At 39.1% G+C, this 15,781-nt stretch carries 12 protein-coding genes, 2 tRNA genes and 1 other annotated feature; of the genes, 12 read left to right on the forward strand and 2 right to left on the reverse strand.

Annotated elements, in window-relative coordinates; translation table 11 throughout:
- Nucleotides 1-8 precede the first annotated feature (8 nt).
- Nucleotides 9-81 (reverse strand) — tRNA-Thr (locus tag IGJ49_RS03435).
- 199 nt (nucleotides 82-280) lie between these two features.
- On the opposite strand from IGJ49_RS03435, the gene IGJ49_RS03440 reads away from it, so the two are divergent.
- The 4 genes from IGJ49_RS03440 (at nucleotide 281) to IGJ49_RS03455 (ending at nucleotide 3,626) form a co-directional block, all read left to right on the forward strand.
- Nucleotides 281-354: transfer RNA gene (locus IGJ49_RS03440), tRNA-Asn, on the forward strand.
- A gap of 164 nt (nucleotides 355-518) precedes the next feature.
- Nucleotides 519-1,847 (forward strand): aminopeptidase C, encoded by a 1,329-nt coding sequence (locus IGJ49_RS03445; protein ID WP_375152133.1) that lies wholly within the window; start codon nucleotides 519-521, stop codon nucleotides 1,845-1,847.
- 181 nt (nucleotides 1,848-2,028) lie between these two features.
- On the forward strand, nucleotides 2,029-2,862 hold the full coding sequence (locus IGJ49_RS03450) for a fructosamine kinase family protein (protein ID WP_023519253.1): 834 nt from the start codon (nucleotides 2,029-2,031) through the stop codon (nucleotides 2,860-2,862).
- Between the two features lie 14 nt (nucleotides 2,863-2,876).
- A complete protein-coding gene (locus IGJ49_RS03455; protein ID WP_010736089.1) occupies nucleotides 2,877-3,626 on the forward strand; it encodes an acyl-ACP thioesterase domain-containing protein in 750 nt (249 codons plus the stop codon).
- A gap of 204 nt (nucleotides 3,627-3,830) precedes the next feature.
- Here IGJ49_RS03455 and IGJ49_RS03460 read toward each other — a convergent pair whose 3' ends face one another.
- Nucleotides 3,831-4,799, reverse strand: coding sequence for an asparaginase (locus IGJ49_RS03460; protein ID WP_010736088.1), 969 nt, complete (start codon nucleotides 4,797-4,799; stop codon nucleotides 3,831-3,833).
- 143 nt (nucleotides 4,800-4,942) lie between these two features.
- Here IGJ49_RS03460 and IGJ49_RS03465 point away from each other — a divergent pair, with 143 nt between their 5' ends.
- From IGJ49_RS03465 to IGJ49_RS03500, 8 genes are all read left to right on the forward strand, one after another.
- Nucleotides 4,943-5,776, forward strand: coding sequence for a DUF72 domain-containing protein (locus IGJ49_RS03465; protein ID WP_023519255.1), 834 nt, complete (start codon nucleotides 4,943-4,945; stop codon nucleotides 5,774-5,776).
- Between the two features lie 120 nt (nucleotides 5,777-5,896).
- A complete protein-coding gene (locus IGJ49_RS03470) occupies nucleotides 5,897-6,736 on the forward strand; it encodes a Cof-type HAD-IIB family hydrolase (protein WP_010736086.1) in 840 nt (279 codons plus the stop codon).
- Between the two features lie 31 nt (nucleotides 6,737-6,767).
- Nucleotides 6,768-7,322 (forward strand): HAD family hydrolase, encoded by a 555-nt coding sequence (locus IGJ49_RS03475; protein WP_062805564.1) that lies wholly within the window; start codon nucleotides 6,768-6,770, stop codon nucleotides 7,320-7,322.
- A 203-nt stretch (nucleotides 7,323-7,525) separates the two neighbouring features.
- Nucleotides 7,526-9,247, forward strand: coding sequence for a septation ring formation regulator EzrA (locus IGJ49_RS03480; protein WP_023519257.1), 1,722 nt, complete (start codon nucleotides 7,526-7,528; stop codon nucleotides 9,245-9,247).
- Between the two features lie 198 nt (nucleotides 9,248-9,445).
- Nucleotides 9,446-10,588: a cysteine desulfurase family protein gene (locus tag IGJ49_RS03485; RefSeq protein WP_375152134.1), complete on the forward strand. Its 1,143-nt coding sequence runs from the start codon at nucleotides 9,446-9,448 to the stop codon at nucleotides 10,586-10,588.
- 19 nt (nucleotides 10,589-10,607) lie between these two features.
- Nucleotides 10,608-11,819 carry a tRNA uracil 4-sulfurtransferase ThiI gene (gene thiI, locus IGJ49_RS03490; protein ID WP_010736082.1) on the forward strand — a complete coding sequence of 404 codons (1,212 nt, stop codon included), beginning with the start codon at nucleotides 10,608-10,610 and terminating at the stop codon, nucleotides 11,817-11,819.
- 259 nt (nucleotides 11,820-12,078) lie between these two features.
- Entirely contained in the window at nucleotides 12,079-12,732 is a 654-nt protein-coding gene (locus tag IGJ49_RS03495) for a redox-sensing transcriptional repressor Rex (RefSeq protein WP_010736081.1), read from the forward strand.
- Nucleotides 12,733-12,835: 103 nt separating this feature from the next.
- Nucleotides 12,836-13,048 (forward strand) — a binding site (T-box leader).
- 47 nt (nucleotides 13,049-13,095) lie between these two features.
- Entirely contained in the window at nucleotides 13,096-15,741 is a 2,646-nt protein-coding gene (locus tag IGJ49_RS03500; RefSeq protein ID WP_023519258.1) for a valine--tRNA ligase, read from the forward strand.
- Nucleotides 15,742-15,781 lie beyond the last annotated feature (40 nt).

Genomic DNA, 15,781 nt, shown 5'->3' on the forward strand with positions numbered 1-15,781 from the left:
CTCTACAAAGCCACTTGACGGGCTTGAACCGTCGACCTCTTCCTTACCATGGAAGCGCTCTACCAGCTGAGCTAAAGCGGCATTTTTACTACCTAAATAGGATAACTAATTTATAGTCATTTGTCAATAACTTTTCTCTATGAACAGACGACCTTTAAAAGAAATTGAGTTGTTTTTCACAAATATAAAATAACGATGGTTAATTAGTGATTATTTGAAAAATTGAAAAAAAGTATTGCGTTATATGATGAAAATTGATATTATATTTATGTAATTTGATTCCGGCATAGCTCAGTTGGTAGTAGCGCATGACTGTTAATCATGATGTCGTAGGTTCGAGTCCTACTGCCGGAGTAATACAAAAAGTCTAGGAGAGTTCTCCTAGACTTTTTTTGTTTTTCAATGGAAATACGCAGATTGAATCGCATGATTGTTCTGAATTTTCAGAATAGCACGTTGTAATTCAAAGGGTTAAAGAGTAAAATGGAGATATATTTTCAATCGGGAAGGATGATTAAATGAACGCAATTACACCAGATATGACAAAAAAATTTGCCGATCAATTTCAAACGAATAAAAAGCAACAAGCCTTACAAAATGCTGTTGTAAAGAATGGGATCACAGCTTCAGCAGAAAATATTGCTTCACATACAAAAAACACCCCGGTATTTTCTGTAGATCTAGCGACTGGAAAAGTCTCAAACCAAAAACAATCTGGCCGTTGCTGGATGTTTGCGGCGTTGAATACATTCCGTCACAAATTGTTGAATCAATTCCACTTAAAGGAATTTGAATTATCACAAAATTATACTTTCTTTTGGGATAAATACGAGAAAGCAAACTATTTTTATGAAAATATTCTTGCAACTGGTAATGAAGCATTAGACAGTCGTAAAGTCGCTTTTTTACTGGCTGTTCCCCAACAAGATGGTGGACAATGGGATATGATCGTATCATTATTCCAAAAATATGGTGTCGTACCAAAATCAGTGATGCCAGAAAGCGCGAATAGCTCAAATTCTCGTGATTTGAATAACTACTTAAATAAATTATTGCGTAAAGACGCCGTAAAACTACGTCAATTAGTGGCAGAAGGAAAAACAAATGAAGAGATCCAAGTAGAAAAAGAAAAGATGTTAGCTGGGATCTATCAATTTCTAACAACTTCTTTAGGTACGCCACCAACTGAATTTGATTTTGAGTATCGAGATGAAGAAAAAAATTACCATATCGATCAACAATTGACTCCACAAATGTTTTACGATAAATATATAGGTGTAAATTTGGATGATTATGTAAGTATCATCAATGCACCGACCGCAGACAAACCGTATGATCGCTCTTATACGGTTGAAATGTTAGGGAATGTTGTGGGAGGAAAAGAAGTCAAATATCTTAATGTCGATATGACAACGTTCAAAAATTTAGCGATTGCTCAATTGGAACAAGGAGAATCTGTGTGGTTTGGGTGTGATGTTGGTCAATCTTCTACAAGAGATAGCGGCATCATGGCAACAGACGTTTATGAGATGGATGAATTATTTGATTTAGATTTTTCTATGACGAAAGCGGAGCGTTTGGATCATGGCGAAAGTTTGATGACTCACGCGATGGTCTTGACTGGTGTCGATTTAGTTGATGGAAAATCAACGAAATGGAAAGTCGAAAATAGCTGGGGAGAAAAAGTCGGAGATAAAGGATTCTTTGTGATGAGTGACGAGTGGATGGATGAATATACGTATCAAATCGTTGTCCGCAAAGATTTATTGACGGAAGAACAGCTAGCCGCACTTAATGCTGAACCAATTTTATTAGCTCCTTGGGACCCAATGGGGGCATTAGCTTAATTTCAATATCAATCAAAACAGATACAGAGACTTGATAGTTTTCTGTATCTGTTTTTTGTTGATTTCTTGATTTCAGGATTTTATAAATACCTGTGTTATACTTTAAAATGATATAGGAGTTGTTGCGGGCGTACTTGATCGATTAATCATCGATCTTGTGAAATAGCAAGGAGGAGTGAAAATGGATATCCAAGAAGTGTTAACAGAGATTCGTTTGAGTGGTAAAGTGATACCGATTACTGGGGGAGATGTGAATCAAAACTATCGAATTGATGAACAGCAAAAATCCTATTTTCTAAAAATCCATCCTCATGTGACCAAACGCTTTTTTGAAGCAGAAGTGGATGGTCTGAAAGAGCTTGCACCACATGTACGAGTACCTGAAACTTATATGTTAGGCGAAACAAATGAAGGTGCCTATCTATTGATGGAATGGATCGAACCAGGGAAAGGTGATCCTCGAGAACTGGCAAAAGACTTAGTAAAAATCCATCGTTCAACTGCACCACAGTTTGGTTTTCGCAAGGACAATTATCTAGGGAGTTTATCACAGCTCAATACATTTGAAGAAGATTGGTGGACCTTCTTTTTCAAAAATCGCTTGGAGGCTCAAATCGACATAGCGGAGAAAAACAATCGATGGAATGAAACACGTGAAAAAGAGTATCAACGGTTAAAAAAAGAACTACTAAATCGTGACGATCATCGGAAGATTACGCCTAGCCTCTTGCATGGAGATTTATGGAGTGGTAATGTTTTCTATGATAAGCAAGGAAGACCAGTGTTTATCGATCCAGCAGTTTCTTATGGGAATCGCGAGCAAGATATTGCGATGAGTCAGTTGTTCGGTGGCTTTCGTCCTGAATTCCTGGAAGCTTACCAAGAAAGCTGGCCATTGGAAGAGGGCTGGGAGAGTCGTTTGCCACTCTATCAACTCTATTACTTGTTGGCGCATCTCAATATGTTTGGAGAGAGTTATGGGACACAGGTCGATCATATATTAATGAAGAAGTAATTGGAGGTTTTCTTTTGGCACAAAAATATACAAAAAAACATGAAGTATCTTATTATGAATGTGATATCAACAAAACAATGACTTTTCCGTCCATGCTGGGTGTGGTCATCAAGACTTCGGAAGAACAAAGTGATCATTTAGGCCGAGGAACCGACTTTGTCAGTAGCTTTGGCTTGACTTGGGTAATCACGAACTATTCGATGAACATCAATCGCTTGCCTCATGTCGGTGAAAAAATCGATGTTACCACACAAGCGATGCAGTATAATAAATTCTTTTGTTATCGTAATTTTTGGATTCATGATGAGGAAGGAAATGAATTAGTTGAAATCGAATCAGTATTTGTTTTGATGGATCTAGTGAACCGTAAGATGAGTAGTGTGAATGAAGAAATCATTGCACCTTTTGAAAGTGAAAAAATCAAGAAAATCAAACGACAAGAAAAAATCGAGCCAATCGAATCAGGCTTGATGTTGCCATATCGTGTGCGATTTTATGATATTGACAGCAATCAACATGTGAACAATGCGATGTACTTCAACTGGATCATTGATGTTTTAGGTTACGATTTTTTGACAACACATACACCTAAACATGTGTTGATCCGTTTTGATAAAGAAGTTGAATATGGCAATGAGATCGAGAGTCATTATGAACAAACGGTGTCTGGAACAGAGGTAAAAACGAGACATGAGATCAGAATGCAAGAGCAACTTTATTGTGCAGCGAATATCTTATGGGAGAAAAATGAAGAAACAAAATAAATCGAGTGAGATAAGATTGTGAGATATTTTGCTTCGATAAATAAGCGCGAAAAACCGAAAATTGTTCTTCCAATTTTTGGTTTTTTCGCGCTTATTTCCAAAGGAGTTTCATTTGGAACTCCGTTTAACAATGATGTGATTGTAGCGTCTATTGAGTTTTCCATATGAAGAGGCGAGCAAGCCCTGTATTACTCAATTTGATTTCTATTGTGTCATAAATTTGATCAACTGTTCTTCTGACAAGCCACCGTTAATGGCAATCAAAAGTTTTATTCTAGCTTTTTGGCTATTGATACTATTACAAAAAATAACGCCCATACTTGCGAGTTCTTTTCCGCCACCTTCGTAATCATAGACGGGTTCAGCGATTCCGTTGAAACAACGAGAAACCAAGACTACTGGTATTTTTTGTATCAAGAGTTTCTTTAATGCTGTTAATGCCTGCGGAGGCAGGTTCCCAGCGCCTAAAGCTTCAATGACCAGACCGTCGACTTTCGAATGGGCAAGTGCTTCTAATAAATCACCTTGCATACCCGCATAGGCTTTGACGATTGGGATCGTTCCTTTGACTGATGCGATATCTAGTCTTTGCGCTTCAAGTAATTCTTGCATAAACAATATACGATTTTTAGTGATCAAACCGATTGGTCCTAACGTAGGAGTACGAAAAGTAGCAACATTAGTCGTGTGGGTTTTAGTGACATAGCGTGCTGAGTGGATCTCATCGTTCATCACGACCAAAACACCTTTGTCTTTTGCTTCATCACAACTTGCTACCCGAATCGCACTTTCAAAATTATATAGACCATCGCTACCTAACTCATTACTTGAACGCATCGCTCCTGTTAAGACGATCGGTAATTTATCACCAATCGTTGAGTCTAGAAAAAATGCTGTTTCTTCCAACGTATCTGTCCCATGCGTGATCACGACACCTTGGATGTCAGAAAGAACGGCTTGATTGATTCTTTCTTTAAGTTGTAACATATGTTTAGGCATGATGTGCGGGGAAGGAAGATTAAAGATATCTTCCATGATCAAATCAACATTTTCTGGAATCGTTACTTCTGCATCTAATAGTGGGTTAGCCACATCTGGACTCACACCACCTGTTAAAGAATTTTCTTTCATGGCGATTGTGCCGCCTGTGTGTAAGATAAGAATTTTTTTCATTTTCAGAACTTCCTCACGAATAATTTTGCATAGGGTTTCTAGCTTATTGTATACTATATAAAAGAGTTTTGCTATGAATGAATCAAACAGAACAATTTGGGAACAAAGATAAAATGAATTTAAACGAATGGAAGTGATTCGTCGTGATCAAAATTGGCTTGACTTCATTTAAAGAACATGAAAAATTAACAGGAAAAAAGAATAATACTCTTTACGATTATGCGAGTGTCCTTTCATTAGTCGAATTAGATACCGCCTATTATGGTATACCAAGAAAGTCATCTGTGGAGAAGTGGGTGAATGAAGTACCAGCATCTTTTCGCTTCGTGATGAAAGCTTACCAAGGAATCAGTGGTCAAGGCGACTGGCAGAAGTATTATCAATCCGAAGAAGAGATGATTGAACGCTTTTTAGATGTGATGGCACCGATGAGCGAGTCAGGTAAACTCTTTTGTTTTTTAGTTCAATTCCCTGCTTCATTTAAATGCACCAAAGAAAATGTTGCCTATTTAAGAAAACTAAGAAAATGGTTCAATGGCTATCCGGTAGCTATTGAGTTACGTGACTATTCTTGGTACAGCGACCAATTTCTGTCACGCACGAGACAGTTTATGACTCGTGCAATGTTTTCCTTAGCAATCATTGATGAACCACAATTATTGAATACGACGATTCCTTTCGATCCTTATGTGACAAATACGGATTTTACCCTTTTCCGTTTCCATGGAAGAAATGAGCAAGGTTGGCAAGCAAATGATCAGGATTGGCGTAAAAAAAGAACGTTGTATCGCTATTCTGAAGAAGAATTACAGGAATTAGCAGCAGCCATCAAAAAAGTAGACGGTGCAACAAAACATGTTGGGGTGATCTTCAATAATAACTCTGGTGGAGATGCGGCTGAAAATGCTTTGGCATTACAAAAAATCTTAGGGATCGAACCAGATGAGCTTAACCCAAAACAAATCGATTTGTTTTGAAGACCTGGCTTTTGTAACCACTCTATATAAAAAGTAGCAAGCACGCCTTACCAATAAGAAATGAAACTGTTCAACTAGAAATTTTTACTAAATAATAATCGGAAGAGGTGATGGAACGACATGATCAAAGCAGTTTTTTTTGATATCGATGGCACATTAGTCAACAACCAAGCAAAAGCGTTGGCTTCAACTAAATATGCGATTGATCAACTACAAAAAAAGGGCATATTATGCGGTGTTGCCACTGGGCGCAGCCCTGTAAGAATCAAAGAAGTGATCGATGAACTTGAACTAGACATGTTCGTCGTCTATAATGGTCAATTAGTCTTTGACCGTGATCAAACGATCGTCGACCATCCTTTTGATAAAACAGTATTAGCGGATATCGTCCACTTTTCGGATGCCCATCACCGACAAATCATTTTTGGTGGGCGAGATCAACTAGATGGTTCAACGACAATGATGCTAGGACAATCGATCATCATCAAAAAAATCGTCAATCACTTACCCAAAAAATTCCCTGTACGTCTATTGAAAAAAATCTTGCAAGTGTTCAGTCCCCATCGGCAACGAAAACGATATGAAACATTAGCGATCTTAAACGAGCCGATTTATCAATGTATTTTATTGAGCCAAACATCTGAGCAAGAAAAGCTTGACCAACGATTCCCAGAGTGTTCGTTCCAACGTTCCAATCCTTATACGGTCGATATTATTCCTAAAGGAGGGTCCAAATTGTTAGGAATCCAACAATTTGCGACAAATAAAGGAATTGCATTGTCCGAAATCATGGCGTTTGGCGATCATTACAATGATGTTGAAATGCTAAAAGGAGTTGGAATTGGTGTTGCAATGGGCAATGCGCCAACTGGTGTGAAGCAGCAAGCTGATTTTGTCACGGCTTCGAATGAAGCAGATGGTATTTATATAGGTTTGAAGCATTTTGGGATAGTTGATTGAATGTGTGTCAGTTAGGAGGACTAAAATCGTTATGGAGCCAGAAACACCTTATCAAAAAGTAGAACGATTCCATCGGACGTTCGATCCAAGAATACCAGAGCGACCCACTGCATTTACAAAAAAACATGCCGATGACCGAGCGGGTTTTAAAATCGAAGAGTTAGTTGAATTTGTGGCAGCAGCCAGTGACGGTGATGCAAAAAAATTGCATGATTCCGTCCAATATTTGCATGATGCACTTGATCAAGCAGAAAAAAAGATTCTCACAAAACAAAATTGGGGAGAGGAAAGTCTCGTTGAGCAAGTAGATGCGCTGACTGATTTGCTTTATTTTACGTATGGCTCTTTTTCTTTGCTGGGCGTTGATCCTACGAGGATTTTTGATATTGTCCATCAAGCGAATATGGGAAAACTGTTTCCAGATGGAAAACCTCACTACGATCCTGTTACAAACAAAGTATTGAAGCCAGACAATTGGCAAAAGGATTATGCACCTGAAGAAAGGATCGCAAAGGAAATCAATGAACAAATGAAGAAGGCAGAGCGAGTAAAGTTTGCCGAAGAAAATTCTTCAACGAGTCTTTGATAAGGTCTTCTCATTTTAGTTGGTAGAAAGATAGCAAAAAAGATTTTTTATGTAGGTAGTGTATGACTGAACATAGTATGTTATAATATAAAATAGATGTCTTTTTGCACGAAAGACGTATTTACAATGTTATGCAAATCAGATTCGTCTGATCACAAACAAATAGAGACAGTAGATGCATATTGAAAACGGAGGAACCTTAAATGGGAAATAATGTTATCATCGGGATCGTCATTGCAATCATTATAGTCGCCATTCTGGCTTTTTTGGTTAGTTACGTAATGAAGAAAAAAAACCAAGATCGATTGGACGTCTTAGAAAAACGCAAGGAAGAATTATTCGACTTGCCTGTGATTGAAGAAGTTGATGATGTCAAAAAAATGCATCTAGTGGGGCAAAGCCAAAATACCTTTCGTGAATGGAGTCAAAAATGGAATGACATCTCTACCTCATCATTTGCCGAGTTAGAAAGTCAGATCTTTGAAGTTGAAAATCTCAACGAGAGCTTTAGATTCTTAAAAGGGAAAAAAGCAGTAGAAGAAGCCGAAGCAACCATGAACCAAATGGAAAAAGAAGTTGCGGAGATTCGTGACGGCTTAAAAGAATTGCGTGAAACAGAAGAACGTAATTCCTTAGCTGTTCAACAAGCTTTAGACGTTTATGAGGAACTAAAAGCAACGATCCGAGAAGAAGAACAGCAATACGGTCCAGCTTTACCTGAGTTACAGAAGCAAGTGAAAACGATTGAAAATGAGTTTACACAATTTGTTACGTTAAATACTTCAGGTGATCCAGTTGAAGCCCGTGAAGTGCTGGATAAAGCGGAAAAACACACGTATGAAGTGGATGCGTTAATGAAAAAAATCCCGCCATTATTTGAAGATTTGAATACGACTTTCCCGGCGCAAGTGGAAGAGATTCAAGAGACCTATGACCGCTTAATCAAAGAGGAGTATGTTTTTCCAGAAGAAAGCCTGTCTGGCGATATCGAAACGATCAATCGTCGAATCGAACGTTCGTTGATCAATATTGAGAAAACGGAAGTTGAAACTGTTGAATTTGAAAATCGTGAAACGGCTAATCTGATTGATGCATTATACGATATTTTAGAACGTGAGATGGAAGCACAAGTATTTGTGACTAAAAATCAAGCAACGATCGAACAATATATTAAACATGCGACGAAAAACAATCGTCAATTATTGATCGAATTAGATCATACCGCTCAAAGTTATACATTGAACCATAACGAAATCGGGCGTGTACGTGGTTTCCAAACAGAAGTGGAAGAAATCGAACGTCAAAACGAACAAATCAAACCACAGTTACAACAACATGAAGTGCCTTACTCAGAAGTAAGAACGTTCTATAAGAAAGTCTTCAAAGTATTAGAAGATATTGAAAACCAACAGGTTGAAATCAGCGATTCTTTACACGAACTAAGAAAAGGTGAAAAAGAAGCGCAAGAAAAAATCGACACATTCGAATTTAAATTGCGCAGCCTTAAACGGTTTGTTGAAAAACAACGTTTACCAGGTTTGCCAAATGATTATCTAGAGTTTTTCTTTGTGGCAACAGAACGTATCGAAGAATTGAGTACTGTGTTGAATAAAATCAGAGTCAACATGGATGAGGTCGAACGTCTTGTAGCATTATGTGAAGAAGATCTAGAGTTACTCGATAAGAAAACCCACGATCTAGTGGATGCAGCAGCATTAACCGAACAAATGTTGCAATATGCGAACCGTTACCGTCACACACATGAAGAAGTGAAAGAAGCCATTGAAAAGAGTTATTACTTATTCAATAAAGAATATCACTATCAAGAGGCTTTGGATGAGATCGGCACAGCATTAGAGCGCACAGAACCAGGTGCATTCAAACGAATCGAAGATTTTTACTTCAATCATCCTGATTTAGTATAATCCTGCGATCAAAAAAGACAACACAGGCAAGTGCCGAGTGTTGTCTTTTTTTGGAAGTCATTGATGAGTAACTGTTGGGCAGGGAATACATTGATTCGAGCGATTTTTTATAGAGTCCAACTCGGAGAAAACGCCACTTGAAAGCACAAGGGACAACCGTTATAATAGGTAAGAATTTCAAAAAAAGAAGGTTTAAATATGATATATTTCGATAATAGTGCGACAACACCGATCTATCCGCAAAGTTTGGATACGTATGTCAAAACAAGTCAACGGATCATCGGGAATCCATCAAGTCTACACGATTTAGGCAATCAGGCGAACCGTCTGCTACAACAAGCGAGAAAACAAATCGCTGAACTGATTGCTGTGTCTGCGGAAGAAGTGTATTTCACGTCAGGTGGAACAGAAGGAAATAACTGGGTGCTTAAAGGAACGATGCTTGAAAAACTAGGTTACGGTAACCACATGATCATATCAGGCGTTGAACATCCTGCTGTCAGTGAAACAGCTGAGCAGTTAAAAAAACTCGGTATCGAAGTGAGTATTGCTCCTGTCGATAAAAGAGGGATCGTCCGCGTAGATGAGTTGAAAAAATTAGTACGTAAAGAAACAATTTTGGTTTCCGTTATGGCAGTGAATAATGAAGTAGGTGCGATTCAACCAATCAAAGAAATCAGTAGTTTTTTAAATGATTTTCCTAAAATCCATTTCCATGTGGATGCGGTACAAGCGATTGGTAAAGTTCCTTTAGAGGAATGGTTGACAGAACGTGTGGATTTTGCCACTTTTTCTGCCCATAAATTCCACGGGCCTCGTGGTGTTGGTTTTGTTTATTGGAAAAAAGGCCGACGTTTAGCACCGCTGTTCACTGGAGGCGGACAAGAGAAAAATCAACGGAGTGGAACAGAGAATGTGCCGGGGATCGTCGCGATGGCAAAAGCGCTGCGTTTATCTCTAGATATTAAAGCACAAAAACCAAACCAAACTGCCTATCTTAAACAAGCATTGATTGAAGCTTTACATACGTATGATAAAGTAACGATTTTTTCTGAAGGTGAAGATTACGCACCCCATATTTTGTGCTTTTCATTAAAAGGTATTCGTGGTGAGGTATTGGTCCATGCATTAGAAGAAAAACAAATATTTGTCTCTACGACAAGCGCTTGTTCTTCTAGAAAGCACATGGCAAGTAGTACGCTGCATGCGATGCAAGTACCCAATGATTTAGCTACTTCAGCGATTCGCGTCAGCTTAGATGAAAGCAATACGATGGCAGAAGTCGAACAATTCATGATCATCTTTAAACAGTTGTACAAGAAATTTTCAGTCATCAATTAAGAAACAGAGGAGTGTTTTTGTGAAGTACAGTGAAATCATGGTTCGCTATGGTGAACTTTCAACAAAAGGAAAAAATCGTCGAAGTTTTATTATGCAGTTGGCACAAAATGTCAGACAGGCATTGAGCGATTTTCCTGAAATCAAGATCCACGCAGAGCGTGATCGGATGCATCTACTGTTGAATGGTGTAGACGGAGACATAGTTATCCCTAAGTTAGCGAAGATATTTGGGATCCAAAACTTTTCACCTAGCGTACGAGTAGAAAAAGAAGTACAAAGTTTAAAACAAGCGGTTCAGGAAATCATGCAAGAAATCTATACAGGAAAAGAAACATTCAAGATCATTGCAAAACGTAGTGATCATAGCTTTGAATTGGACAGCAATGAACTAAACCAAGCATTAGGAAATGCAGTCATCGATGTTTTTCCGGATATCCAAGTACAAATGAGAAAGCCAGATATTGCGTTGCGTGTGGAAATCCGCCGCGATGGGGCTTATCTTTCCTATGAAACGATCAAAGGAGCTGGCGGTCTGCCTGTCGGTACAAGCGGAAAAGGTATGTTGATGCTTTCTGGAGGGATCGATTCTCCAGTTGCCGGTTATTATGCCATGAAACGTGGGGTAGAAATTGAAGCTGTCCACTTTGCTAGTCCACCTTACACGAGTGAACAAGCCTTGCAAAAAGCGAAAGACTTAACAGTGAAGCTGACACCCTATGTTGGTAAAATCGAATTTATCGAAGTACCGTTTACAGAAGTGCAAGAAGAGATCAAACGAGTGGTGCCCCAAGGCTACTGGATGACGATCACACGTCGGATGATGCTTCGTTTGACAGATGAGATCCGCCGTATTCGTCATGGACTAGTGATTTTAAATGGTGAATCATTAGGACAGGTGGCTTCCCAAACACTCCAAAGTATGGTGGCAATCAATGAGGTCACGAATACACCGATCATTCGTCCTGTAGCGACGATGGATAAATTAGAGATCATCGAAGTGGCTGAACAAATCGATACGTTTGATTTGTCCATTCAACCATTTGAAGACTGCTGCACGATTTTTGCACCGCCACAGCCTAAGACTCGTCCACGACTAGAAAAAGTGCATCAATACGAAGAACGTTTGGATATCGATGGGATGATCGAACGTGCTTTGGCAGGCTTAAAGATCGAAACGATCCACACAGAAACAGCAAAAGAACAAGTAGAAGAATTTTCTGATTTACTTTAAACGAAGGAACTTGTACTTCTTGTACGAGTCGATCACTCGTAATAAAAGATCCAGACTCAAGAAGTAGACACGTGAAAGAGGACGAGACAATTGTTTAGCCTCGAGAAATAAGGCGCCATCCACGAAAATTGTATGTCAAATTTTGTGGATGGTACCTTATTTTTCTTGTTTTTCATGGAGTTAAGTTTCCTCCTATTGCGAGGTTCCTTGTTCCATGCTAAACTAAAATTATGTGAAATGATTAACAAGGAGAAACGATATGCGAGAAAAATCAGAAACGTTACCCAAAGCAACAGCGAAACGGTTGCCTTTATATTTGCGCTATTTAAATATGTTGAATGATTCTGGTGTTCAACGAATCAAATCAAATGAATTTAGTGAGATCACACAAGTACCTTCTGCCACGATCCGCAGAGATTTTTCTCATTTAGGAGAATTAGGACGAAGCGGTTATGGGTACGATGTTCCCTATTTGATTGAAGTATTTGATCGAATTTTGAACACAGAGGAAGAAAAAAGAATCGCTTTAGTTGGTTTTGGGAATTTAGGAAAAGCATTGAAACACAACAATTTCAGAAGAAATGCAAATTTGAATATTGTTTGTGTATTTGACAATGATCCAGCCATCGTCGGAAAAGAAATCGAAGGTGTGATGGTTTATCCTATGGATCGCTTTAGTGAAATCGTTGAAAAAGAAGGAATCAAAGTGGCGATATCAACTGTTCCAAGTAAGTATTCACAAGCAGCCATCGACGAAATCGTCAAAGGAGGCATTACTGCGATCTTGAACTTTGCACCAGATCGTGTCAACGTTCCGCCACATGTCCATATGCAATACATCGATCTGACAACTGAACTACAGACGTTGATCTATTTTGATGAAAATTATTCGCAAGTCTTTCCTTCCAAGTAAAAACTAAGTGGGAAGATCGTGCAAAAGTGGCGTTTTTATGTGAATCGAACAGCGATTCATCAAGAGCTTTTATTGACTTTGGCTACTAACCATTGTAAAATGAGTCAAGATGTTGATCAAGAGGAGTAACTAGTCCGACGTTTAGAGAGAGAGAACGAATGGTGGAACGTTCTTAACGAAAGCTAGTGAAGGTAGCTTGGGAGTTTTTGTCTTGAATCGAGTAGAGATGAACGAGTAGTGATCGTTAACTCACTTTGAGAGGTAATAGGCAACTATTACAAATTAGGTGGTACCGCGTAATTTATACGTCCTAAATACGAAAGTATTTAGGGCGTTTTTTTTATTTCAAAGGAGGAAGACAGTATGACGGAAGAAAAGAATCTATCGACAAAGTATAATCCGCAAGAAGTTGAAGCGGGGCGTTATCAAAACTGGTTAGACGAAGATTTGTTCAAACCTAGTGGCGACAAAAAAGCAAAACCTTATTCAATCGTTATCCCACCTCCCAATGTGACTGGTAAACTCCATTTAGGTCATGCTTGGGATACAACATTGCAAGATATGTTGATTCGTCAAAAAAGAATGCAAGGCTATGATACGTTATGGTTACCAGGGATGGATCATGCAGGGATCGCAACACAAGCAAAAGTAGAAGAAAAATTACGTGAGCAAGGTGTTTCTCGTTATGATCTAGGTCGCGAAAAATTTATTGATCAAGTATGGGAATGGAAAGAAGAATATGCCGGTCATATCCGTGAACAATGGGCAAAAATGGGTTTATCTTTGGATTATAGCCGTGAACGCTTCACCTTAGATGATGGCTTGTCTGAAGCTGTTCGTAAAGTATTCGTTAGCCTATACGAAAAAGAGTTGATCTATCGTGGCGAATACATCATCAATTGGGACCCACAAGCACGCACAGCTCTTTCTGATATCGAAGTGATCCACAAAGAAATCGAAGGTGCCTTTTATCATATGAGCTATGAATTGGCTGATGGTTCAGGTGTGGTGGAAATCGCAACGACCCGTCCAGAAACGATGCTTGGTGATACGGCAATCGCTGTTCACCCAGAAGATGAGCGTTACCAAGCATTGATTGGTAAGAAAGTCATTTTACCACTAGTGAATAAAGAAATACCGATCATAGCAGATGAATATGTCGACATGGAATTTGGAACAGGGGTTGTAAAAATCACGCCCGCACATGACCCAAATGACTTTGAAGTCGGTAACCGTCATGACCTCCCACGAGTGAATGTCATGAATGAAGATGGCACGATGAATGAATTAGCAGGTAAGTATCAAGGAATGGACCGTTTTGCAGCACGTAAAGCGATCGTTGCGGATCTAAAAGAACTTGGTCGTCTGATCAAGATCGAAACGATGATCCACAATGTAGGCCATTCTGAGCGTACAGGGGTAGTTGTTGAACCTCGTTTATCAACACAATGGTTTGTAAAAATGGCACCTTTAGCTGAAAAGGCGATCCAAAATCAAGAAACTGATGATGCAGTTGAGTTTTTCCCACCACGTTTCAACCAAACCTTCTTACGCTGGATGGAAAATGTTCATGACTGGGTAATCTCACGTCAACTATGGTGGGGACATCAGATCCCTGCGTGGTATCATAAGGAAACTGGTGAAATGTACGTGGGCATGGAAGCACCAGCAGACAGTGAAAACTGGTTACAAGATCCCGATGTGTTGGATACTTGGTTCAGTTCAGCGCTATGGCCTTTTTCAACAATGGGCTGGCCTGACGAAGACAATGAAGATTACCAACGTTACTTCCCAACAAGTACATTAGTAACAGGCTATGATATCATCTTTTTCTGGGTAAGCCGAATGATTTTCCAAAGCTTGGAATTTACAGAACGTCGTCCATTTGAGAATGTACTGATCCATGGATTGATTCGTGATGAACAAGGACGCAAGATGAGTAAATCTCTTGGAAATGGGATCGACCCAATGGAAGTCATTGAAAAATATGGTGCTGATGCGTTACGCTGGTTCTTATCTAATGGTTCAGCACCAGGACAAGACGTACGTTTTAGTTACGAAAAAATGGATGCTTCTTGGAACTTCATCAATAAAATCTGGAACGCATCTCGTTTCGTTATCATGAATGTTGAAGGGATGACCGTAGAAGATATTGATCTTTCAGGTGAGAAGACTGTAGCCGATCGTTGGATTTTGACACGTTTGAATGAAACAATCGCTAAAGTGACTGACTTATTTGAACAATTTGAATTTGGTGAGGCTGGTCGCCAATTGTATAACTTTATCTGGGATGATTTCTGTGACTGGTACATCGAGATGAGTAAAGAAACACTTTACGGTGAGGACGAAGTAGCGAAACAAACGAACCGTAGTATTCTTGTCCATACGTTGGATCAGATCTTACGCTTATTGCATCCGATCATGCCATTTGTTACAGAAGAAATCTGGCAACACATCCCTCATAAAGGAACATCTTTAGTAGTGGCTGATTATCCAGTCGTGCAACCGGAATACGATGATGAAGCTGCTTCAAAAGGGATGGAAGTACTGAAAGAATTGATTCGTTCTGTACGTAATATCCGTTCTGAAGTGAATACACCATTATCAAAACCAATCACGTTACTGATCAAAACAAATGATCCGAAGATCGATCAATTCTTAAATGAAAACACTAGCTATATCGAGCGCTTCTGTAATCCAGAAGAGTTGACGATCTCAAGTGACGTAACTGCACCGGATCTAGCAATGTCAGCGGTCTTGACTGGCGCGGAAATCTTCTTACCTTTAGAAGGGCTGATCAACATTGAAGAAGAAATCCAACGTTTAGAAAAAGAACTAGCAAAATGGACAGGCGAAGTGAAACGTGTACAAGGAAAATTAAGTAATGAGCGTTTTGTATCGAATGCACCGGATGATGTAGTTGAAGCAGAGCGTGCAAAAGAAAAAGATTATTCAGAAAAACAAGCAGCTGTCAATGAACGTATTGCGCAATTAAAATCAATCAAATAAAACGAAAGGGAGAGGTGACGGAAGTTGCCTCTCTTTTTTA

This window comes from Enterococcus sp. AZ171 (assembly GCF_051714005.1).
GTDB lineage: Bacteria > Bacillota > Bacilli > Lactobacillales > Enterococcaceae > Enterococcus_B > Enterococcus_B pernyi.

Coding starts and splice junctions, on each gene's coding strand:
- IGJ49_RS03445 (WP_375152133.1), top strand. CDS start 519: ATGAACGCAATTACACCAGATATGACAAAAAAATTTGCCGATCAATTT.
- IGJ49_RS03450 (WP_023519253.1), top strand. CDS start 2,029: ATGGATATCCAAGAAGTGTTAACAGAGATTCGTTTGAGTGGTAAAGTG.
- IGJ49_RS03460 (WP_010736088.1), bottom strand. CDS start 4,799: ATGAAAAAAATTCTTATCTTACACACAGGCGGCACAATCGCCATGAAA.
- IGJ49_RS03470 (WP_010736086.1), top strand. CDS start 5,897: ATGATCAAAGCAGTTTTTTTTGATATCGATGGCACATTAGTCAACAAC.
- IGJ49_RS03475 (WP_062805564.1), top strand. CDS start 6,768: ATGGAGCCAGAAACACCTTATCAAAAAGTAGAACGATTCCATCGGACG.
- IGJ49_RS03480 (WP_023519257.1), top strand. CDS start 7,526: ATGGGAAATAATGTTATCATCGGGATCGTCATTGCAATCATTATAGTC.
- IGJ49_RS03485 (WP_375152134.1), top strand. CDS start 9,446: ATGATATATTTCGATAATAGTGCGACAACACCGATCTATCCGCAAAGT.
- IGJ49_RS03495 (WP_010736081.1), top strand. CDS start 12,079: ATGCGAGAAAAATCAGAAACGTTACCCAAAGCAACAGCGAAACGGTTG.
- IGJ49_RS03500 (WP_023519258.1), top strand. CDS start 13,096: ATGACGGAAGAAAAGAATCTATCGACAAAGTATAATCCGCAAGAAGTT.